The sequence below is a fragment of the Ruegeria sp. BK1 genome (assembly GCF_056535645.1).
The window spans coordinates 1,558,302-1,578,200 of the sequence record NZ_JBQFIS010000001.1; the positions used below are offsets into that span (position 1 = coordinate 1,558,302).

Below are 19,899 nucleotides of genomic sequence, written 5' to 3' on the forward strand. Positions count from 1 at the left end.
AAAGCGACGAATGGTCCGAAATTTCGGGCTGACACTCAAGGAGGTTCGCCCGATGCGCTACATGATGACCTATGATCTGATGGAAACCATGCGCAACACCAATCAATGGATGGGTGCAACCGCAAGCGCGATGGCCTCCTACCCGGCTTTCTCGATGGTGCCCAACCCTGTGTTCGGCATGATGGCCGCCTGGGGCGAAGTGACCGAGCGGACGTTCCAGCGCATGGTCGTCAAACCGGATTGGGGCATTCGCACGTTCACCTGCGAGGATGGCAAGGACCACCTTGTCGATATCGTACCGGTGGTCGAGCGTGCATTTGGCGACCTGATCCATTTCCGCGTCAATGGTCGTGAGGAACAGCCCCGCAAGGTGTTGCTGGTTGCGCCGATGTCGGGCCACTATGCCACGCTGCTGCGCTCGACAGTCAAAAGCCTGCTGGTCAATTGCGAAGTTTACATCACCGACTGGCATAATGCGCGCGATATCCTCGTGTCCGAAGGCAAGTTCGACGTCGAGGATTATACCCTCTACCTTGTCGATTTCATGAAAGAGCTTGGGCCGGACACCCATGTCGTTGCTGTGTGTCAACCTGCCCCGCTGACTTTGGCAGCCACCGCCTATCTGGCCGAGGTCGACCCCAAAGCCCAACCCAGCACACTGACCCTGATCGGTGGGCCGGTGGATCCCGACGCGACCCCGACAGATGTCACCGATTTTGGCCGCCGCGTTACAATGGGTCAGTTGGAAGAAACCATGATCCAGCGTGTGGGTTTTAAGTACAAAGGCGTCGGCCGCATGGTCTATCCCGGCCTGTTGCAGTTGGCCTCGTTCATGTCGATGAACGGAGAGCGCCACAGCAAGGCCTTCACCGACCAGATCCAGCGTGTCATGCGGGGCGAGGCCTCGGATCATGACGCGCACAACCGTTTCTACGATGAGTATCTGGCAGTGATGGACATGACGGCCGAGTTCTACCTGTCTACCGTCGAACGCATCTTCAAAAACCGCGAAATTGCGCGGAATGAATTTGTGGTGGCCGGGCACAAGGTGGATATAGGCAAGATCACCGATGTCGCGGTAAAATCAGTTGAGGGCGCGAATGACGATATCTCGGCCCCTGGCCAATGTATCGCGGCCCTTGATCTTTGCACCGGTCTGCCCGATGCGAAAAAGGCCAGCCATGTGGAACCCGGCGCGGGGCACTACGGTATTTTTGCGGGCCGCAGCTGGCGCGACAATATCCGCCCGCTGGTGATCGACTTCATGAACGCCAACACACGCAAACCGCGCCGCCGGGCCGCCAACAAGAACAAAGTCGCCTGAGGCGCATGGTTCAAAGCCCGGCCAAGGACACTACCTTCGCCTGCACCTGCGGTGCTTTGAGTGGGCGCATTTCAGCCGCAGGGGTCGCTTCGTCCACACATGTGGAATGCTTTTGCCACGATTGCCGGGCCGCGCAGCTTTATTTTGGACAACCCGACCCTGCCCCTGGCCCGGTCGACGTGCTGCAAATGCTGCCCGAGGAGATCGTTTTTGAACAAGGCGCAGAACACCTTGCGCTGATGCAGCTCAGCCCCAAAGGGATGTTGCGCTGGTACGCCAGTTGCTGCAACGCCCCGCTGGCCACCACTTCACGTACACCGAAAGTTCCTTTCGCCGGGTTCATCGTGAACCGCATCCCGGACCCAAGCGACCTAGGGCCCGTACGTACACGCGGCTTTGTTCCTCGCCCCGGCGGAAAGCAAGCGCATGAAGGCTTGGGCCCTGCGGCAATTGGTCTGGTGACGCGCGTGCTGAAGTCCCGTTTGTCTGGCAGTTGGAAGAACACGCCTTTCTTCGATGCCTACACCGGGGAAACGTCGGCCAAACCGACCGTCCTAACGAAACCCGAGCGCGCAGCCCTCTACAAGTAGGCCAAACGCGCCGGAATGTTCAGCCAAGCCTCCAAGGCTTCGGTCACCGCGGCGGGGGCCTCGAGCGGCACCATATGGCCCGCCTCCTCGATCACACGCAGTTCGGCATTCGGGATCATCTCAGCCATGAAACTATGTTTGCGCACTGGAGTGATTTGGTCATGGGCCCCACACAAAACCAGAGTTGGCACGTTGATATGCCGCAACCCCCCTTGCTGGTCCGGTCGGCGCTGCATGGCTCGCATTTGCCGTTCGAACATATCCGGCCCTTGATCAATGGCCATGGCCATCACTTCGTTAAGGACGGGCACCCGCTCCGGCCCCGGCGCCAACGTGTCCGAACCGATCATGCGAGTCATCACATCCTCAAGCCGCCCGGATTTTGCCCCAACGATCAACTCTTCACGTCCCGCCGCGATCTGAGGGGTATCGGCCTGCGCATCGGTCGCCATCAGGCACAACCGAGAGACCCGGTCCGGCGCGCGGCGCGCGATCTCAAGCGCCACAACCCCGCCCATGCTGAAGCCGCCCAATGCAAACCGATGCGGCAACTGGTCCAGCAAGCCTGAGGCAATCTCTTCTATCCGTTCGCCGACCGACAGGGGCGCAACCGTCACCGCGCGGTAATGAGACAGGTACAAAATCTGAGCCCCGAACAGGCGCGCATCGCACATGAAACCGGGCAGTAAAACCAACGGCTCAATCAACAGAGCCTCCACAATAATCAACTTTCCCTGCAGGATGAGTGTTTTCCAGCACCCGGGCAAGGGAAAGTTCAAGGATAGTCGATGCCCCGAAAGGGTGGGAAATCCGCATAGCGCGCCTGCCGCTTGTCCCGGGGTTCATCAGGTTCCGCCCCAGCCCGCAACAGGCATCCGCGTGGCGCGATATAGCTATCGATCCGGCGATGCGGATTGGGTCTCCAGACCAGATTGAACGCGCAGAGCTTGGGAAAGAACCAGATCTCGGAATAGTCCAGATGATCATGCATCCACCACGCAATATCGCGCCAATCGCGCCCGGTTCCATATTGATCCGCGAACCACGGAATCACGATCGAAGCCCCCGCAATCCGGTTCTCGCCCGTGCCCCGATCCCAGATATGGCATTCCATCGGGTTATCATTGCGGGCACAGTTCAGTTTGTTTTCGTTGCCGAACCGGTTCAGCGACGGCGCGCGATAACCCGAGCGTACGGCGACGCGCCCAAAGGTCTCTTCCAAAGGGTCCAGCAGGGTTTGGCAAAAAGCGCGCCCCGTTTCGATGGCTAGATCAGGTTTTTCGGGGATGTTCTGTATCCCATGAAAATTCCCGATTTCGGAATACAGGAAGTCCCGCATGAAGAAATGCCGCGACAAGCGCACCCGGCCCAGCGTCTCAAGGCTCCACATACTGGCCGGTTTACGCATCGCTATTCGATCCCCACCGAGCGTAGCCACGCGAGCATGCCATCCACGGTGACTTCGGTCTGCCCCGGCGACATCAGCCGCCCGGCCACAACATGCGACGCAGGATCGTCATCTGCTCCCATCGTAACCAGATGAACCGTCGCAGGCCCGCCCCACGCCTGCGCCACTTCATGAGTCCGATCCGGTCGTACCACCTGATCGTCATCCGAGAACCAGAACAGCGCCGGAACCTGTGCTTGCGCAAAATCCTGCGCGTTCACCACATCGACCAGCCGGGTCATGGGAACAACGGCCTCCCACGGATAGCTCAGCGACCAGTATTTGTTCCGCTCCGGGTCGGTATCAGACACATCGCGGGTTTCCCCCATCAACAGCGGCAACCACTGCCGTGCCCAGGGCAGGCCGGGTATCCAAGCCCCCGGCGTATTGACCCCGAAATTCGGCGAAACAAAGATCATCGCGCCGACGCCCTGCACCATCTCGGCATCCAGCGCGGCAGCCGCAGCCAGCGTCCCCCCAGTCGAGGTCGAGATCACAACCACCCGGTCGCCAACCGCGCGTGCCGCAGCCAGACCTTCGACCATGTCCAACATCCAACCCGAGGCCGTCGCCTCAGCCATGGCCGTACCGCTGCGACCATGGCCTTGCAGACGCGTGTAGACCAGATTGGCACCCAACGCCTCTGCCAACAGATCCGGCACCGGGCGGATTTCCTCGGATGAGGCCGAGAATCCGTGAACATAAAGGATCGACACCGATGTTCGCTGTTCCTTGAATCCCTCTTGCCAGATCACCCGCTTTTCGACACCGGGAACGATGTCTTCGAAGGCGGATTCGACACTCTCGAAATAGACCTGCACCCCCTCGCCAAATTTGCGCGGCTCAAACGTGGGATGAAGGTCAACCTCTTCGCGCGGCCCCAACCAGAAGATCAGGCCGCCCAGAGCTGCCAGCACGACAATGAAACGCAGAACCAACCGGGTCATTCGGGGGCAAGCACATCAAGCACGGCGCGTTCGATGATCTCCAGGCAAGGCCCGTCCGAGAATCTGTGATCCGCATCCTTGACCAACAGCAATCGCATATCCGGTCCACTGGCATGGTCCAGCAACCGCACAGCCGTCTCGATTGACACCGCTGTATCCGCCGTGCCCTGCAAAAATCGCACGGGAAATGGCAAAGCCAACGGATCGCGCAGAACCAATCGCGTGCGCCCATCTTCGATCATGCGCTTGGTAATGATGTAAGGCTCCATGTAATCCGAGGGCAATTCCACATGCCCCACCGTCTCCAGAGCCGCCTTCTGTGAATCGCTGAACGAGGCCCAATAGCCATCTTCGGTAAAGTCCGGCGCGGCAGCGATTGCAACCATCCCGACAATTCGTTCCGGCATTGCCTTTGCCAACAACAACGCCTGCCAGCCACCCATGGACGACCCGACCACAATCAAGGACCCTTCGGTCAGCGCCTTGACCGCGGCAACGGTATCCTCATGCCAATCGCCAATGCAGCCTTCCTCAAACGTACCGGAACTCTCCCCATGCCCCGAATAGTCGAACCGCAAAAACGCCTGCCCACGTGCCTTTGCCCATGCTTCAAGATGCACCGCCTTGGTGCCTTCCATATCCGACTTCAGCCCGCCAAGAAAAACGACCGTGGGCCCAGACCCCTCACTTTTGTGATACGCCAATCGCCGCCCCTGCGCGGTCTCCAGAAATTCAGCCTCTGCCATAAAACCCTCTTTGCTTTGTCAACATCATGCACGTCCCAACCCCAACCGCAATTCCCCGATCCGACCTTCATCTGGCTAAAAATATCCCGGGGTGCGCGAGGGGCAGCGTCCCTCGCTCCCGCACTTGACACAATCCCCACCACCTGCCAAAGCAGCCAGACGCAAATAACCCGCAACCGGGCGTTCAGTGGGCGCCAAACCGACGAGGAGAGCCAACATGGCCCTGGATTCGAAATCCGTCTCTCTCACCTTCCCCGATGGCAATGCACGTTCCTATGACGCAGGCGTAACACCCGCGCAGGTGGCCGCCGATATCTCGACCTCGCTGGCCAAAAAGGCAATCTCGGCCACGGTCGACGGCAAGCATTGGGACTTGCAATGGCCTATTGAGTCCGACGCCCAAATCGCCATCCACACCATGAAAGATGAAGAGCAGGCCAATGAGCTGATCCGTCACGATCTGGCGCATGTCATGGCCCGGGCGGTGCAGGAAATCTGGCCCGCGACCAAAGTCACCATCGGCCCCGTGATCGACAATGGCTGGTACTACGACTTTGACCGCGAGGAACCCTTCACCCCCGAAGATCTCGGCCTCATCGAGAAAAAGATGAAAGAGATCATCAACAAGCGCGACCCCGTCACCACCGAGGTGTGGGATCGCGACCGCGCGATTGAGTTCTACAAAGCCAATAACGAGCCCTATAAGGTCGAGCTGATCGAAGCCATTCCGGGCGATGAACCGCTGCGCATGTACTGGCACGGTCATTGGCAGGATCTGTGCCGCGGCCCGCACCTGCAGCACACCGGCCAACTGCCCGGCGATGCGTTCAAACTGATGAGCATCGCGGGCGCCTATTGGCGCGGCGACAGCGACCGCGCGATGTTGCAGCGGATCTATGGCGTGGCTTTCACCGGCAAGGAAAAGCTGAAAGCCCACCTGCATATGCTGGAAGAGGCCGCCAAACGCGACCACCGCAAGCTGGGCCGCGAGATGAACCTGTTCCACATGCAGGAAGAGGCCCCCGGCCAGATCTTCTGGCATCCGAACGGGTGGAAAATCTACACCACCCTTCAGGACTACATGCGCCGAATGCAGGAGCGTGACGGCTATGTCGAAGTCAACACCCCGCAAGTTGTCGACCGCAAACTGTGGGAGGCCTCGGGTCACTGGGACAAATATCAGGAAAACATGTTCATCGTCGAAGTGGATGAAGAACATGCCCGTGAAAAGGCGATCAACGCGCTGAAGCCGATGAACTGCCCCTGCCACGTGCAGGTGTTCAATCAGGGTCTAAAATCCTATCGCGACCTGCCCCTACGCATGGCCGAGTTCGGGTCTTGCGCACGTTATGAACCCTCGGGCGCGCTGCACGGGATCATGCGGGTGCGCGGCTTTACGCAAGATGACGGCCATATCTTCTGTGCCGAGGATCAGATCGAATCCGAGACCGCAAAATTCATTGCCTTCTTGTCAAAGGTCTATGCCGATCTGGGCTTCCACGACTGGACGATTAAACTGTCCACCCGCCCGGAAAAGCGCATCGGGTCGGATGAAAGCTGGGATCTGGTGGAAAAGGCCCTTGGTGATGCCTGCAAGGCGGCCGGGTACGACTATGAGATCCTCGAAGGCGAAGGCGCGTTCTATGGACCTAAGCTGGAATTCACCCTGACCGACGCCATCGGCCGGACCTGGCAATGCGGCACGCTGCAGGTTGACCCCAATCTGCCCGAACGTCTGGATGCCAGCTTCATCGGCGCAGACGGTGCCAAGCACCGTCCGTTCATGCTGCACAGGGCAACGCTGGGCTCGTTTGAACGTTTCATCGGTATCTTGATCGAAGAGCACGCCGGCAAGCTGCCGTTCTGGCTGGCCCCGCGTCAGGTTGTTGTGGCCTCGATCACTTCCGAGGCGGATGATTATGTGGCCGAAGTGGTGGAAACGCTCAAAGCCGCCGGGGTTCGGGCCGAAGCGGATATCCGCAACGAAAAGATCAACTACAAGGTCCGCGAGCATTCTGTCGGTAAAGTGCCCGTGATTTTGGCCGTCGGTCACCGCGAAGTCGAAGACCGCACCGTCAGCGTGCGCCGTCTTGGCGAAAAACAAACACAGGTTCAATCACTTGAGGCTGTAACAATTGAGCTATCCAAGGCGGCGACTCCCCCCGATCTGCTGTAACATTCGGCGTCAATTCGCCTGCGATCCGGCCCTAAAACAGGGGCCGGATTGAAATATTTTCCATTTTCGATTTCAAAAACAATATGTTAACCTGCAAGAGGGCATGACAGTGCCTGACGGGGTTGTGAGACACGGGCTCGTGAATTTAACTGTCGCCTCTGAACGACTACCTTTGTCATTGTCAACACAGACATACGCAGTCACCAAAAGGATTACCGAGATGTCGAACACAGCTAAGTCCCTCGTTATCGCAAGCGCCGTTGCAGCCGCCGTATCGGGCATGGCCACCACCGCAACCGCACAAGCCAAAGAGAAATGCTATGGCGTTTCGCTGGCAGGCGAAAACGATTGCGCCGCAGGCCCCGGCACCACCTGCGCCGGTACCTCGACCGTTGATTATCAGGGCAATGCCTGGACTCTGGTCGACGCAGGCACTTGCGCCGATATCGAGCTGCCTAAAACCGCAGACGGTTCGGACCGCAAAGGCTCGCTGGAGCCGCTGGACCGCGATCTGCCGGCATAAGCCCGCGCTTAGGAAAAAACGAAGGGGCGGGCCTTGTCGCCCGCCTCTTTGTCGTGAACCGGAGACTATAACGATGCTGGACAATGCTATTCGTTCAAACAGACTGCCCGCCGCGCCGGGTGTCGGATATAAGCCCCAGCATTTTCAGCAAATTCTGGATCACGCGCACCCGGTGGCATGGCTGGAAATCCATGCCGAGAATTACATGGGCGATGGCGGACGCCCGCTGGCGCAACTGCGCCATTTGTCCGAACAATTCCCCATCTCTGTCCACGGTGTCGGCCTGTCCATTGGCGGCGAAACCCCGCTGGACCCCGATCATCTGGCCCGGTTGAAACATTTGGTTGGCTGGCTGAACCCTGCCAGCTTTTCGGAACATCTGGCCTGGTCGACCCATGACAGCCATTTCCTGAACGACCTGCTACCCCTGCCCTACACCGACGCAACTTTGGACCGGGTTTGTGAGCATATTGATCAGGTGCAAGAGGTTGTCGGGCGGCAGATGCTGCTGGAAAACCCCTCCAGCTATTTGGCGTTCGAGGAGAGCACCTGGTCCGAGCCTGATTTCCTACGTGAAATCGCGCGTCGCACGGGCTGTGGCCTGTTGCTGGACGTGAATAATGTGTTCGTGTCGGCCACCAATCTGGATTTCTCGCCGCAAGGCTATATCGACGCCTATCCGCTGGACAAAGTGGGTGAGATTCATCTGGGCGGCCACGACGAGGATGAAGACGACCACGGTCGCCCCCTGCTGATCGACAGCCATGGGCGCGAGGTTGTGGACCCTGTATGGACGCTGTTAGATTACGCTCTGGACCAGTCCGGCCCCAAGCCCATCTTGATCGAATGGGATACCGACGTTCCCGACTGGCCTGTACTGCGCGCCGAGGCCGATAGGGCTCAGGCGGCTTTGGACCGCGTTCCAGCATGAGCGTTTCTCAGACAACCTTCCACACGGCGCTTTTGGACCCGTCACAGGCGGTGCCCGACGGCCTTGTGGACGCGTCGGAACACCCTGCGGGACGTCGTTTCAGCGTCTATCGCAACAACGTCGCCGTGTCGCTGACCGAGGCAATGCATCAGGCCTTTCCGGTGATTACCAAACTGCTGGGCACGCAGAATATGGATGGTCTATCGGGTATTTTCCTACGTCAGCATCCTCCGACCTCGCCCATGATGATGTTCTATGGCGAAGCATTCCCCGAGTTTCTGGCCGGGATGCCGCAGCTTTCGCATCTGGGCTACCTGCCCGACATCGCTCGGCTGGAACTGGCTCTGCGTCAGTCTTACCACGCCGCCGACAGCACCCCAGCCCCAGCGGATGCGCTGGCAGTTGCGCCTGATGAGGTGATGCAGGCCACGCTTGAATTTGCGCCGTCGATGCGGGTGATCCGCTCGGAATGGCCGATTTATTCGATCTGGCGTTTCAACACGCTAGAAAACGCACCCAAGCCACAGGCTGGGGCCGAAGGCGTGTTAGTAACACGACCGGAATATGATCCCGCTCCGCATCTGCTGCCTGCCGGTGGTGCGGATTGGATTGCAGAGATGATGGCCGGTCAGACGATCGGTCAGGCGTTTAAAAACACCTCTGCAACCACCCCCGAGTTTGACCTTGGGGCTACTCTGGCGCTGCTGCTTCAAGGCGGCGCTCTTACTTCTGTGACTATCGAAAGGCTGGCATAATGACTGCCCTGATCTCTCTTCACAATAACGTCCTGGGACGGCTCGACAGTTCGGCCAATTGGCTGACCCCGACCCTGGCGCGGCTTGTTTTTGTTGCTGTATTGCTTGTGTATTACTGGAACTCGGCCACCCTGAAGATTGACGGGTCGATCTTCTCGGCGTCAGCCGGTGCCTTTGGCCAGATCTTCCCCAAAGCGGCTGAAGCCGTTTTGTACGACGTCACCCAGATGACCTTTTTCCAGCGCATCGTGATCTTCTTCGGCACCGTGGCCGAATTCGTCCTGCCTGCGCTTCTGCTGGTTGGTCTTCTGACACGCGTTGCTGCCCTGGCCATGATCGGGTTCGTCTGGGTCCAGACCATCGTTGATGTCGCCGGTCACGGCGTGAAACTGGGTGGATTGTTCGACAACGCCATCACTTTGATGGATCAGCGTGTGATGTGGACCTTCCTGTTCCTGGTCATCGTGATCAACGGCGCAGGCCCGATTTCCATTGACCGCGTCCTGCGCCTAAAATGATCTAGAAATGCGCCTTGGGCTCGTCCGGTTTACCTGCGGCCAGCCCGAGGACCCCCGCCACCCCGGCAAATGCGACGGGGAACATGGTAAAGGCATTGAAGCCAAACGCGTAATACATGCCGCCTGCTGAGACCAGCAACAATAGCCCCCCAACCAGTGCCCGCGCCTTGGCCATGGCACCACCGGCAATCGCCAGCAGAGGCGCAAGGATTGAGGCCGTCTGGATCAGTTGCGCGTTGTCGACCTGCTCGGCCAACCCGTCGATCTCACCGAACCGGTCGATCAGTTCGACATAGCCATAGCCGACAAAGCCGACCAACATGCCGATTAGCCCGGCAATCACACCCAAAATCATCGCTGCGTTACGCATCCTTCGCCCTCTTGCTTGCGCCCTTGCAGATAAGCATCCGCTCAGCCGACGCCAAGAGCCGCCTTCGTCGCCGCCGTCCAGCCGAGAAAAAGCTCCCCGTCACGCTCGATCAGCGGGCGTTTCATTAAGGTCGGATGATCGCGCAACAGCTCCAACGGTGCACGCGCGCGTTCGTCTTCGCTTAGGCCCCGCCAAGTCGTGGACCGGGTGTTGAGCAAAGCCTCGCCGAAATGTGTAAGAGCCTTTGAGAGCACTGTTTCAGGCACGCCATCAGCGCGGACGTCGATGAATTCAACATCCTGCAATGACTTCAATGCCTTACGGCAGGTGTCACAGTTCTTAAGTCCATATAGACGCATTTTCGGGGGCTTCCTGTGCTTGTGCGAATTTTAGGCAATTTCGCCAACGTGTTCCGGTAATTCTTGATTTTTTACTTCACCGTGCAATGTTGAAAAAGACGAAATACGCAATTCGGGCCGAAGCGTGTGGGCGCGGCGGTGATGAAAGGCGGTGGCGTCAATCACTTCCCCCACCAATTTGTGGGACAACGTGTAAGTAGAAGGAGACACGGGAAATGCCAACTGGCACCGTGAAATGGTTTAATACCACTAAAGGCTATGGGTTTATTGCCCCTGATGAAGGTGGCAAGGACGTATTTGTACATATCTCGGCTGTTGAACGGTCAGGTCTGACCGGGCTCGCAGACAATCAGAAAGTCTCATACGAATTGCAGGACGGACGCGACGGTCGCCAGATGGCCGCCGATTTGAAACCGTTGTAAGGCCCCCTCCCGACGGGAAGACAAAGCAGGGCAACGGCCAATTTCCGGCCGTTGACCAATAATGGTTCGACCAATGTTAACCGCGCGCCGGATCTGCGTCGACGTGCATGAATCAGTCTTGACCCATCGCAACGATGCAGGACGTGCCGGTCGAATAAGCGACAACCATCGTCCAATCACCTTTCTCGCTAGTCCAGACTTCCATGATCTGCTCAGGGCTGCGCACCCCAGAGGCTGCGCGTTGCGAGTCGAACTGACGTTCCAGCTTGTCATGCAACCGGGACGTCGGCTCACACAGCACCTCAGCAATAGGGGATTTGGCCAAAGCCGGAGCGCCAAGCAACGACATCAAGCACGCGTATCGGATACAGGAAAGAAAAGTCATGAAGCCAGTGTAACAGCTTCATGACGGTACGTATAGACAAACGATATGCGTTTAGTTTTCGCGAATGACCGCTTCGAACTCGCGCCATTCGCGGGCGGTCATGCCCGAGGTTTCCTGCGTCACGGCCTCTCCGGCGAGCATCCGCCGCAGGCTGTCGACCATCTGTGCCGACAGATTCACCGCGCCCAGACGATAATCTTCAAAGGCTTTGTAAGCGAATGGCAACCAATCGGCGACGATCTTGCACATCATATCTGCATATACCCGGATTTCGTACTGCGCATGCGGGTCGGCCCGTAAACGCAGGAAGTGGAACAGGTTGTGCAGGTCCACCTTCCAATACCACTGGGTGTAGATATTCGCCGGCAGGTTCATTCGCGCCAGTTCACGCGCCAGACCCTGCTGACCGTCCTGACTGATCATCGCCTCGTAATTGTCATAGCACCGGGCGCTGTCAGCCTTTAGTATCTCCAGAACCCGCGCGGCCTCTTCACCCTGTAATGCTTCGCCCCGACCCTGGTTATTCACCTCGGACTGCGCCGCCACATGGTCGGGCGCGGGAATATAGAACTCCCGATCCAGGATTGAGTAGCGCGCGGAGTATTCATTCACATTCGCCGTCCGGTGCCGGATCCATTGACGGGCCACAAAGACAGGCAGCTTCACATGCAACTTGATTTCGCACATCTCGAACGGGGTCGAATGCCAGTGACGCATCAGATAGCGGATCAGGCCTTCGTCATTCTGCACCGACTTAGTGCCTTTGCCGTAAGACACCCGCGCCGCCTGACAGATCGCGTTATCATCGCCCATATAGTCGATTACGCGCACAAAGCCGTGGTCCAGGACTTGATGAGCGGTGTACAAATGATCTTCCATCCCCGGAGCCACAACACGACGCGTTTGATGCGATTGCGCCCTTTGCGCTTCGATCTCGGCCAGTTGGTCAGAGGACAGCGGCATGAAATTTCCTTTCCATCGAATGAGTCGGCGACCACTATATCTCGGCAATGCAGCGACCGGAACCGCGATATGTACGCTTGTTTGTGCATTTTCCAAATTGTGTCCGCCGCGCCTCTCGACAGACTATGTTAGCGCGCTAAGGTGCTTGTCATCACCTGAACAAAAAAAGGAAACCGCAATGGGGCTGACATACCTCCACACCATGGTCCGTGTGAAAGATCTTGAGAAATCCATGGCGTTTTACGAACTGCTGGGGCTGCAAGAAACCCGCCGGTATGACAGTGAACAGGGCCGGTTTTCGCTGATCTTCATGGCGCCTCCGGGGCAAGAAGATCGCCCGATCGAACTGACATACAACTGGGATGGCGACGACGGATTGCCTAGCGATAGCCGGCATTTCGGTCACTTGGCCTACGGAGTCGATAATATCTACGAAATATGCCAACTACTTCAGGACAATGGCGTCGTGATCAACCGGCCGCCGCGTGACGGGCGCATGGCGTTTGTGCGCTCGCCCGACAATATCTCGGTCGAGCTGCTGCAAAACGGTGACGCGCTTGATCCGGCCGAACCCTGGGCCAGCATGGAAAGCACCGGCCACTGGTGATCCGCTGGCTGACAATAGCGGGACTGGCCTTACTGGCCAGCCCTCTGCAGGCCGAGACCTGCAGGCTGGCGCTCGCCTTGGCGATGGACATATCGACCTCGGTAGACGCATCCGAAGACACGCTGCAACGGCAGGGCCTGGCCGCAGCACTCGTCGCACCCGAGGTGACCGAGGCGTTTTTCTCGTCCCCCATGCCCGTGGCGCTGGCCGTTTATGAATGGAGCGGGCGCAGCACGCAGCACGTCATACTGAACTGGTCGATGATCCGCACGCGGGCGGACTTGCTGGCAGCGGCGACGACGGTGCAACAGTCGGTGCGGTCCGACAGCGGGTCGGCCACGGCGATGGGATATGCGCTGGCCTTTGGTGCGACATTGATGCAGCAAGCCCCGCCCTGCCTGTTCCAGACCATCGATCTGTCTGGGGATGGGTCGAACAATGACGGGTACGGACCAGACTCGGCCTATCGCCACTTTCCATTTCAGGACATCGTGGTGAACGGGCTGGTCATCAACGCCGCCGATTTCGAGGGTGAGCTGTTCCTGATCCCGTTTTTCGAGAACAATGTCCTGCATGGCCCCGGCGCTTTTTTGGAAGTTGCGCAAGGGTTTGAGGATTTCGAGCGCGCCATGCGCCGCAAACTTGAGCGGGAATTGCAGGGCCTGCAAATCGGCGCGCTATCTGGTGATGCGTTGAAATGATCCGCTACCTTGCCGCTGCCGCAACCCTTTTGGCAACGCCTGCGATGTCTGAGTGCAGGCAAGCGCTGGCCCTTGGGCTGGATGTCTCTGGTTCGGTCGATAGTACCGAATACCGGTTGCAGCTTGGTGGTCTGGCCGCTGCCCTGCAACGACCCGAAGTCAAGCAACTGCTTCTTTCGGGCCTTGGCCCTGCGGTGCGGTTGGCGGTATTCGAATGGAGTGAGCCCAGTCATCAGCGCATGTTGCTAGACTGGACAGAAATCCGATCCGAGGAACAATTGGATGGTATTTCAGACCTGTTGAACTCCGTGACGCGCAGCTCGGCGCCGCAGGGAACGGCGGTCGGATCGGCGATGCAGTTTGGCGCCGGTCTGCTGTGGCAACAACCTGAGTGCTGGAAGCACACGCTGGACCTGTCTGGCGACGGCAAACACAACATTGGACCCCATCCCCGCGAGGCCAAACAGGCGCTGCAAGCCAGCGGGATCACCATCAACGGTCTGGTGATCGGCCCGGATGACGCCAATGTTGGGGACAAGCGCGACGTGCAGATCAGCGAGTTGTCCGCCTATTACAATGCGTGGGTCATTCTGGGCCCCGATGCCTTTGTCGAGGTTGCCGTGGGGTTCGAAGCCTATGAGGACGCGATGGCCCGCAAGCTGATCCGCGAGCTTGAAGGCCTGGTCCTGTCCGATGCCGGGCCCTACACCCGGCCCTGATCAGTAAATATAGCGGATCTGGTCCGTCCAGTAGCGTTCAACCCGGCGGAGGGAAGTGGTGATGTCCTCAATCCCTTCCAGCTCCAATACGCCACGTGATTGCAACCCACCTGCGTGGCGCGCGAACAGTTCGGATACGATATTGCGGATCTCACGCCCCCGCGGCGTCAGACGCACGCGCACCGAGCGGCGGTCAATCTCGCAGCGTTGGTGGTGCATATAGCCCATCTCAACCAGCTTTTTCAGGTTGTAGCTGACATTGCTGCCCTGATAGTAGCCCCTGCTTTTCAATTCGCCCGCCGTGACCTCATGATCGCCGATATTGAACAGCAACAAGGCTTGCACGGCGTTGATCTCAAGCACGCCGACACGCTCGAACTCGTCCTTGATGACGTCCAGCAGCAGGCGGTGCAGCCGTTCCACCAGCGCAAGCGCCTCAAGATAGCTGGTCATGAAGCCCTTGGCCCCGTGCGCGGAGACCTGCATTTCCATACTCATCCGATCCTCCGATTCAATCGCGCCGTTTCAGGCAGCATGAATCGAAAAACCGAATATTCAGTTAAGCAGATTTCGCCCTTACTTTTGAAAGGTTTGCGCAATATCCGAAATCAGATCTGCGTAGGGATCGGGCGTGGAAACCTGTCCTGTCACCCATTGATACAGGTCCTGATCATTCTCGTGCAGCAGGGCGTCGTACAGGTCCAGCAACGCCTCTTCCATGCTGCCAAGATTGCGATCGGCATAGGCCGACAGGATCAGGTCCATCTCTTTGATGCCCCGGCGCATCGAACGCATTTTCAACCGCTTGATCCGCGTGTCCCGCTGCTCGGTCACTGGACTTGCTCAGCCATCTGTCGCAGACGCTTTTCCAGTTTCGCGGCTCGTTCCGCGCTGGCTCGCATCTCGCCCCGGATCGAGCGTAGCTCGGCCACGATATCCACAAGTTCGGGCATGGATTCTTCAGCTTCCGAGGGCGCATCCATGCCCTCGCCTTCCCCGGTCAGCAGCCACATGATCGAGACATTGACCATCCCGGCCAGCATCGACAGGCGGTTGGCGCGCGGCTCGGACAGGTCGTTTTCCCAATCCGCGAGGGTTGCTTTTTTCACGCCCAACCTGCGGGCCAGTTGTGACTGTGTCATCCCCGTAGCTTCACGCGCACCTGCCAGACGGTCGCCGAATGTCGCTGAATCCGGGCCGTACCAGTCGTTTTCGTCGTTCATCGGGGTCTCCAATTCCACAATTCATATCGCTTGATCGTCGTTCGGGCGCACCCTATGACAGACAGGTTGATCATTCAAACCGAGGGCCCCCATGAGTTTCCTGTCTGCGACACTGTCACGCGTAAAACCGTCGCCTACAATCGCCATGACGGCCAAAGCGGCCGAATTGAAGGTCGCGGGACGCGACGTTATCGGCCTGAGCGCCGGAGAACCCGATTTCGACACGCCGCAGAACATCAAGGATGCCGCCGTTGCCGCGATTGCGGCGGGCAAAACCAAATACACCGCACCCGATGGCATCCCCGAGCTGAAACAGGCCGCCTGCGCGAAGATGAAGCGCGACCACGGGCTGGACTATACGCCTGCGCAGATCTCGGTGGGCACGGGCGGCAAGCAAACGCTCTATAACGCGCTGATGGCGACGATGAACGACGGCGACGAAGTGATCATCCCTGCGCCCTATTGGGTCAGCTACCCCGACATGGTGCTACTGGCCGGAGGCACGCCGGTTGTGGTGGAAACGACGCTCGAGAACAGCTTTAAACTGACCGCCGACCAGTTTGAGGCCGCTATCACGCCAAACACCAAGTGGTTCATCTTCAACTCTCCGTCCAACCCAACGGGCGCGGGCTATAGCCGGGCCGAACTGAAGGCATTGACCGATGTGCTGATGCGCCATCCACATGTTTGGATCATGTCTGATGATATGTATGAGCACCTGGCCTATGACGGGTTCGAGTTCTGCACCCCGGCCGAGGTTGAACCCGGCCTCTTTGAGCGCACTCTGACTTGCAACGGCGTGTCCAAGGCCTATGCCATGACCGGTTGGCGGATCGGCTATGCGGCGGGTCCGGTCGAGTTGATTGCCGCGATGCGCAAGATTCAATCTCAGTCGACCTCAAACCCCTGCTCCGTAAGTCAATGGGCGGCAGTCGAGGCGCTGGAGGGCACGCAAGACTTTCTGGCCCCCAATGCCGAGACATTCAAACGCCGCCGCGACTTGGTAGTGCGGATGCTGAACGAGATTGACGGTGTATCCTGCCCCACTCCCGAAGGCGCGTTCTATGTCTACCCCTCGATCGCAGGGCTGATCGGCAAGACTACTCCGGCAGGCACGGTGATCTCATCTGATGAAGCCTTTGCCACGGCATTGTTGGAAGAAGCCGACGTGGCCGTCGTTTTCGGGGCTGCCTTCGGTCTGTCCCCAAACTTCCGCGTCAGCTACGCAACCTCGGACGCTGCGCTGACCGAGGCCTGCACCCGCATTCAGCGGTTCTGCGCCGCATTGACCTGATCGGAGGCTCTGAGCCGTGGATTTGCCCGAATATTACTTTCGCGTGCGCGAGAATGGGGCGGCGGTTTTTCGGATCGACACCGAAAACCGCCAACGCCGGATCGAGATGGACCAGATCGCGGTCATCAACATCCGCAACGGTGAGGTCAAGCCGCAGGGACAGCGCACCCTGACCGAGACCGACCAGGCCGCTATCGACAGCTGGATCGAAGAACGCTCTGCGCTGTTGGCGCAGCGCGATCTCGACGACATACATCGCGCGGTGGACTACCTGAACCTGACGACTCAGTGGGCGCAGTCCAAAGCGACAGATGCGCAGCTTGAGGATGTCACCGACCGGCTATTACTGGCGATGCACGATCTGCGCAGTGTTCTGGTGCGTAAAAAGGCGGATCGTCTGACCAAAGACTAACCTGCCACCGGGACCGAGCGGACCGACCGCATCCAGAACCGCGCCATCAGTAACACCGCTGCGAAGGCTAACCCAAGCACAAGGCCCAGCCACACGCCGATCCCGTCCATCCCCTGGACAAAGCCGAAGTAATACGAGGCCGGTATCCCCACGACCCAATAGCTGAGTCCTGCCATCACCATTGGCACTTTGGCGTCCTGCAATCCACGCAACAGGCCCAGCGCAATCACCTGCGCGCCATCGACCAGTTGGAACAGCGCCGCCATGGCCAGCAACCCGGTTCCGATCAGCAGGATTTGCGACCGCTGCGGGTCATCCGCCTCCATAAACAGGGAAATCAGCGGCTCGGCGCAGGTCAGGAACAGGATCACGGTCAGCACCGACATCACCAGCGACATCGCCGTCACAGCAATCGCGCCTTTTTCCAGATGTGCCCGGTCTTTGCGGCCCAGCGCATTACCTGCGCGGATCGTGGCCGCGTTGGACAGACCCAGATGCACCATGAACGTAGCCGAGGCCAGATTCAGCGCGATACCATGCGCCGCCAGCGGCACTTGTCCCAGCCAGCCCATCATGATTGCCGACATGGCAAACAGGCTGACCTCGGCCAATGTGGTCAGACCGATGGGCACACCGAGACGCAGGACGCTGAAGAAGAACTCCCAATCCGGGCGCCAAAAGCGCTGAAACAGGCTGTGTTCGGGCAAGACACGCACGGCGTAGATGACCACGAAAACCAGCGAGACAACCTGTGTCACGACCGAAGCGATGGCCGCACCGATCACGCCCAACTCGGGCGCGCCCCAATTGCCGAAGATCAGCGCATAGTTGGTGAAACCGTTGACCACAGCCGCCGTCACAGTGATCCACAGCACGATCTGCGTGCGTTCCAACGCCGCCAAATAGGATTTCAGGACCATCACGATCAGCGCCGGGAACAGGCCCCAGCCCGCGACCCGCAGATATTGCGCGGCGGTCCGGGCGACCACGGGGTCCTGATCCAACGCAATCAGGATCGGGTAGGACCACCACAGCAGTGGCATCATCAACGCGGCATAGATCAGCGACAACCACAGCCCCATGCGGGTCGAGCGGCGGATGCTGGTCTCATCCTCCTCGGCGGCGGCGGTGGCGACTATGGGCATCACCGCCCAGCCGAACCCGGCCCCAAACAGAAACAGCACGAAGTAGTAACTACTGGCCAGGGTTACAGCCGCCAGAGCTTCGACCCCGTACCAGCCCAGCATGATGGTGTCGGTCAGACCGATAGCAAACTGCGCCAGATGCCCGCCCACCAACGGTAGGCCCAGCACGGTAATGGCCCGGAAATGGCCGCGATATGTCATCACCTTGTTCATCGCCCCAGCCTTATGCCCGGCCCGAGGCCGGGACAAGACCAGATCAGCGAAATTTCAGGATGAGACTCTCGGTCCGGGGCCAATCAACAGCCCCGGATGACACTAACGCGCATCAGGGTGCAGTGCGCTGCCAAGGATGTGCTCGGACCGATGGATGACGTGATGCGCCTGTCCAACGATCAAGGGATCAGGCTCGCGGACCACATCATGGTTCTTGCCGGGGTAGTCCAGCGTCGACAGGAAATGCCGCATTGTGTTCAGGCGCGCACGCTTCTTGTCGTTCGACTTGATGATGGTCCATGGCGCGTCGGCGGTGTCAGTATAGAAGAACATCGCCTCTTTCGCCTCGGTGTAGTCGTCCCATTTGTCAAGGCTGGCCTTGTCGATCGGCGACAGTTTCCACTGTTTCAACGGGTCCGTCTCGCGGCTTTTGAACCTGCGTTGCTGTTCGGGCTGCGTGACCGAGAACCAGTATTTGTAAAGCTGAATGCCCGAGCGGACCAGCATCCGCTCAAGATCCGGAGTCTGGCGCATGAATTCCAGATATTCGTTGGGCGAGCAGAAGCCCATCACCCGTTCCACGCCTGCGCGGTTGTACCAGGACCGGTCGTAGAACACCATTTCACCAACGGTGGGCAATTCCTGAACATAACGCTGATAATACCACTGACCCTTCTCTTCCCAGGTGGGTTTGTTCAACGCAACCACTCGGGCCTGACGTGGGTTCAGGTGCTCCATGAACCGCTTGATTGTGCCGCCCTTACCCGCAGCGTCACGGCCTTCGAACAGCAACACGAACCGCTGGCCGGTTTCTTGCGCCCATATCTGAACCTTCAGCAGCTCAGCCTGCAACTCGGCCTTTTGCGCCTCATAGATCTTGCGCGCCATCTTGCGGCCATAAGGGTACTTGCCGCTTTCAAACGCGTGGCGAATTTTCTCGGGGCTGGGCTCAGCCGGGCCGGTCGTGGGCACCGGAACGCCGTTGGCGGAGGATTGTGTCTTTTCGATCCGCGCCGCTGTTTCCATGCAATCTCTCCTTGAAAAGCTGTCTGACCCAATGACTAGCAGAGACCACCATTTCGCGCTTTGATTGGTATCAAATTGCTGTAACCTTGTGGTTCTGTTTTTG

General features: G+C 58.8%; 27 protein-coding genes. 13 read left to right on the plus strand and 14 right to left on the minus strand.

Translation table 11 applies throughout. The annotated features are described in order from the left end of the window. Positions 1 to 52: 52 nt before the first annotated feature. Together phaZ and ACR3E7_RS07750 are read left to right on the plus strand one after the other, a co-directional pair. Complete coding sequence (gene phaZ / locus ACR3E7_RS07745) at positions 53 to 1,324, plus strand: polyhydroxyalkanoate depolymerase (RefSeq protein WP_480502623.1); 1,272 nt, start codon at positions 53 to 55, stop codon at positions 1,322 to 1,324. A 5-nt stretch (positions 1,325 to 1,329) separates the two neighbouring features. After that, positions 1,330 to 1,914 carry a DUF6151 family protein gene (locus tag ACR3E7_RS07750; protein WP_480502624.1) on the plus strand — a complete coding sequence of 195 codons (585 nt, stop codon included), beginning with the start codon at positions 1,330 to 1,332 and terminating at the stop codon, positions 1,912 to 1,914. On the opposite strand, the gene ACR3E7_RS07755 is transcribed toward ACR3E7_RS07750, so the two are convergent. The 4 genes from ACR3E7_RS07755 to ACR3E7_RS07770 all read right to left on the minus strand — a co-directional run bounded on the left by ACR3E7_RS07755 (position 1,905) and on the right by ACR3E7_RS07770 (position 5,054). Next, complete coding sequence (locus ACR3E7_RS07755) at positions 1,905 to 2,621, minus strand: alpha/beta fold hydrolase (protein WP_170770339.1); 717 nt, start codon at positions 2,619 to 2,621, stop codon at positions 1,905 to 1,907. The genes ACR3E7_RS07750 and ACR3E7_RS07755 overlap by 10 nt on opposite strands. A 68-nt stretch (positions 2,622 to 2,689) precedes the next feature. Next, complete coding sequence (locus tag ACR3E7_RS07760) at positions 2,690 to 3,304, minus strand: hypothetical protein (RefSeq protein ID WP_480502890.1); 615 nt, start codon at positions 3,302 to 3,304, stop codon at positions 2,690 to 2,692. Positions 3,305 to 3,324: 20 nt separating this feature from the next. Further along, on the minus strand, positions 3,325 to 4,308 hold the full coding sequence (locus ACR3E7_RS07765; protein WP_480502625.1) for an alpha/beta hydrolase: 984 nt from the start codon (positions 4,306 to 4,308) through the stop codon (positions 3,325 to 3,327). Beyond that, positions 4,305 to 5,054, minus strand: coding sequence for an alpha/beta fold hydrolase (locus ACR3E7_RS07770; protein ID WP_480502626.1), 750 nt, complete (start codon positions 5,052 to 5,054; stop codon positions 4,305 to 4,307). The genes ACR3E7_RS07765 and ACR3E7_RS07770 overlap by 4 nt, the downstream gene beginning before the upstream one ends. Positions 5,055 to 5,271: 217 nt before the next feature. Between ACR3E7_RS07770 and thrS the strand changes: the two genes are divergently transcribed. From thrS to ACR3E7_RS07795, 5 genes are all read left to right on the plus strand, one after another. After that, positions 5,272 to 7,230 carry a threonine--tRNA ligase gene (thrS, locus tag ACR3E7_RS07775; RefSeq protein WP_480502627.1) on the plus strand — a complete coding sequence of 653 codons (1,959 nt, stop codon included), beginning with the start codon at positions 5,272 to 5,274 and terminating at the stop codon, positions 7,228 to 7,230. Positions 7,231 to 7,450: 220 nt separating this feature from the next. Next, on the plus strand, positions 7,451 to 7,753 hold the full coding sequence (locus tag ACR3E7_RS07780; protein ID WP_170770331.1) for a BufA1 family periplasmic bufferin-type metallophore: 303 nt from the start codon (positions 7,451 to 7,453) through the stop codon (positions 7,751 to 7,753). Positions 7,754 to 7,826: 73 nt separating this feature from the next. Continuing rightward, positions 7,827 to 8,684 (plus strand): MNIO family bufferin maturase, encoded by an 858-nt coding sequence (bufB, locus tag ACR3E7_RS07785; RefSeq protein WP_480502628.1) that lies wholly within the window; start codon positions 7,827 to 7,829, stop codon positions 8,682 to 8,684. Then, positions 8,681 to 9,439 carry an HvfC/BufC family peptide modification chaperone gene (locus ACR3E7_RS07790; RefSeq protein ID WP_480502629.1) on the plus strand — a complete coding sequence of 253 codons (759 nt, stop codon included), beginning with the start codon at positions 8,681 to 8,683 and terminating at the stop codon, positions 9,437 to 9,439. The genes bufB and ACR3E7_RS07790 overlap by 4 nt, the downstream gene beginning before the upstream one ends. Further along, positions 9,439 to 9,957, plus strand: a complete 519-nt coding sequence (locus ACR3E7_RS07795; protein WP_170770325.1) for a DoxX family membrane protein — start codon at positions 9,439 to 9,441, stop codon at positions 9,955 to 9,957. The genes ACR3E7_RS07790 and ACR3E7_RS07795 overlap by 1 nt, the downstream gene beginning before the upstream one ends. A 1-nt stretch (position 9,958) precedes the next feature. Here ACR3E7_RS07795 and ACR3E7_RS07800 read toward each other — a convergent pair whose 3' ends face one another. From ACR3E7_RS07800 to ACR3E7_RS07810, 3 genes are read right to left on the minus strand one after another with little or no spacing between them, the layout of a single operon-like run. Further along, entirely contained in the window at positions 9,959 to 10,327 is a 369-nt protein-coding gene (locus ACR3E7_RS07800) for a hypothetical protein (RefSeq protein WP_170770323.1), read from the minus strand. A gap of 41 nt (positions 10,328 to 10,368) precedes the next feature. Then, positions 10,369 to 10,686: an ArsC/Spx/MgsR family protein gene (locus ACR3E7_RS07805; protein ID WP_170770321.1), complete on the minus strand. Its 318-nt coding sequence runs from the start codon at positions 10,684 to 10,686 to the stop codon at positions 10,369 to 10,371. A gap of 30 nt (positions 10,687 to 10,716) precedes the next feature. After that, positions 10,717 to 10,851, minus strand: a complete 135-nt coding sequence (locus ACR3E7_RS07810; RefSeq protein ID WP_269149773.1) for a hypothetical protein — start codon at positions 10,849 to 10,851, stop codon at positions 10,717 to 10,719. Positions 10,852 to 10,901: 50 nt separating this feature from the next. On the opposite strand from ACR3E7_RS07810, the gene ACR3E7_RS07815 reads away from it, so the two are divergent. Continuing rightward, on the plus strand, positions 10,902 to 11,108 hold the full coding sequence (locus tag ACR3E7_RS07815) for a cold-shock protein (protein ID WP_008758035.1): 207 nt from the start codon (positions 10,902 to 10,904) through the stop codon (positions 11,106 to 11,108). A gap of 112 nt (positions 11,109 to 11,220) precedes the next feature. Here the strand turns inward: ACR3E7_RS07815 and ACR3E7_RS07820 are convergent, their stop codons facing one another. Together ACR3E7_RS07820 and thyX are read right to left on the minus strand one after the other, a co-directional pair. Next, complete coding sequence (locus ACR3E7_RS07820; protein ID WP_480502630.1) at positions 11,221 to 11,457, minus strand: hypothetical protein; 237 nt, start codon at positions 11,455 to 11,457, stop codon at positions 11,221 to 11,223. Between the two features lie 87 nt (positions 11,458 to 11,544). Beyond that, entirely contained in the window at positions 11,545 to 12,456 is a 912-nt protein-coding gene (gene thyX, locus ACR3E7_RS07825; RefSeq protein ID WP_480502631.1) for an FAD-dependent thymidylate synthase, read from the minus strand. Positions 12,457 to 12,634: 178 nt separating this feature from the next. Between thyX and ACR3E7_RS07830 the strand changes: the two genes are divergently transcribed. From ACR3E7_RS07830 to ACR3E7_RS07840, 3 genes are read left to right on the plus strand one after another with little or no spacing between them, the layout of a single operon-like run. Next, positions 12,635 to 13,063: a VOC family protein gene (locus ACR3E7_RS07830; protein WP_170770314.1), complete on the plus strand. Its 429-nt coding sequence runs from the start codon at positions 12,635 to 12,637 to the stop codon at positions 13,061 to 13,063. Continuing rightward, a complete protein-coding gene (locus tag ACR3E7_RS07835) occupies positions 13,060 to 13,764 on the plus strand; it encodes a DUF1194 domain-containing protein (protein ID WP_480502632.1) in 705 nt (234 codons plus the stop codon). Before ACR3E7_RS07830 ends, ACR3E7_RS07835 begins: the two co-directional genes overlap by 4 nt. Then, entirely contained in the window at positions 13,761 to 14,483 is a 723-nt protein-coding gene (locus tag ACR3E7_RS07840; protein WP_480502633.1) for a DUF1194 domain-containing protein, read from the plus strand. Before ACR3E7_RS07835 ends, ACR3E7_RS07840 begins: the two co-directional genes overlap by 4 nt. On the opposite strand, the gene ACR3E7_RS07845 is transcribed toward ACR3E7_RS07840, so the two are convergent. From ACR3E7_RS07845 to ACR3E7_RS07855, 3 genes are all read right to left on the minus strand, one after another. Then, entirely contained in the window at positions 14,484 to 14,981 is a 498-nt protein-coding gene (locus ACR3E7_RS07845; RefSeq protein WP_480502634.1) for a MarR family winged helix-turn-helix transcriptional regulator, read from the minus strand. 78 nt (positions 14,982 to 15,059) lie between these two features. Then, the gene (locus ACR3E7_RS07850; RefSeq protein ID WP_331252364.1) at positions 15,060 to 15,317 is read right to left on the minus strand and encodes a succinate dehydrogenase assembly factor 2; all 258 of its coding nucleotides are present in this window, start codon (positions 15,315 to 15,317) and stop codon (positions 15,060 to 15,062) included. Further along, entirely contained in the window at positions 15,314 to 15,706 is a 393-nt protein-coding gene (locus ACR3E7_RS07855) for a helix-turn-helix domain-containing protein (protein WP_480502635.1), read from the minus strand. Before ACR3E7_RS07855 ends, ACR3E7_RS07850 begins: the two co-directional genes overlap by 4 nt. Positions 15,707 to 15,797: 91 nt before the next feature. Here ACR3E7_RS07855 and ACR3E7_RS07860 point away from each other — a divergent pair, with 91 nt between their 5' ends. Together ACR3E7_RS07860 and ACR3E7_RS07865 are read left to right on the plus strand one after the other, a co-directional pair. After that, positions 15,798 to 17,000 carry a pyridoxal phosphate-dependent aminotransferase gene (locus ACR3E7_RS07860; RefSeq protein ID WP_480502636.1) on the plus strand — a complete coding sequence of 401 codons (1,203 nt, stop codon included), beginning with the start codon at positions 15,798 to 15,800 and terminating at the stop codon, positions 16,998 to 17,000. Between the two features lie 16 nt (positions 17,001 to 17,016). Further along, a complete protein-coding gene (locus tag ACR3E7_RS07865) occupies positions 17,017 to 17,412 on the plus strand; it encodes a hypothetical protein (RefSeq protein WP_480502637.1) in 396 nt (131 codons plus the stop codon). Here ACR3E7_RS07865 and ACR3E7_RS07870 read toward each other — a convergent pair. Next, entirely contained in the window at positions 17,409 to 18,770 is a 1,362-nt protein-coding gene (locus ACR3E7_RS07870; protein ID WP_480502638.1) for an MATE family efflux transporter, read from the minus strand. The genes ACR3E7_RS07865 and ACR3E7_RS07870 overlap by 4 nt on opposite strands. Positions 18,771 to 18,872: 102 nt before the next feature. After that, positions 18,873 to 19,796, minus strand: a complete 924-nt coding sequence (gene ppk2, locus ACR3E7_RS07875; RefSeq protein WP_480502639.1) for a polyphosphate kinase 2 — start codon at positions 19,794 to 19,796, stop codon at positions 18,873 to 18,875. Between the last annotated feature and the right edge of the window lie 103 nt (positions 19,797 to 19,899).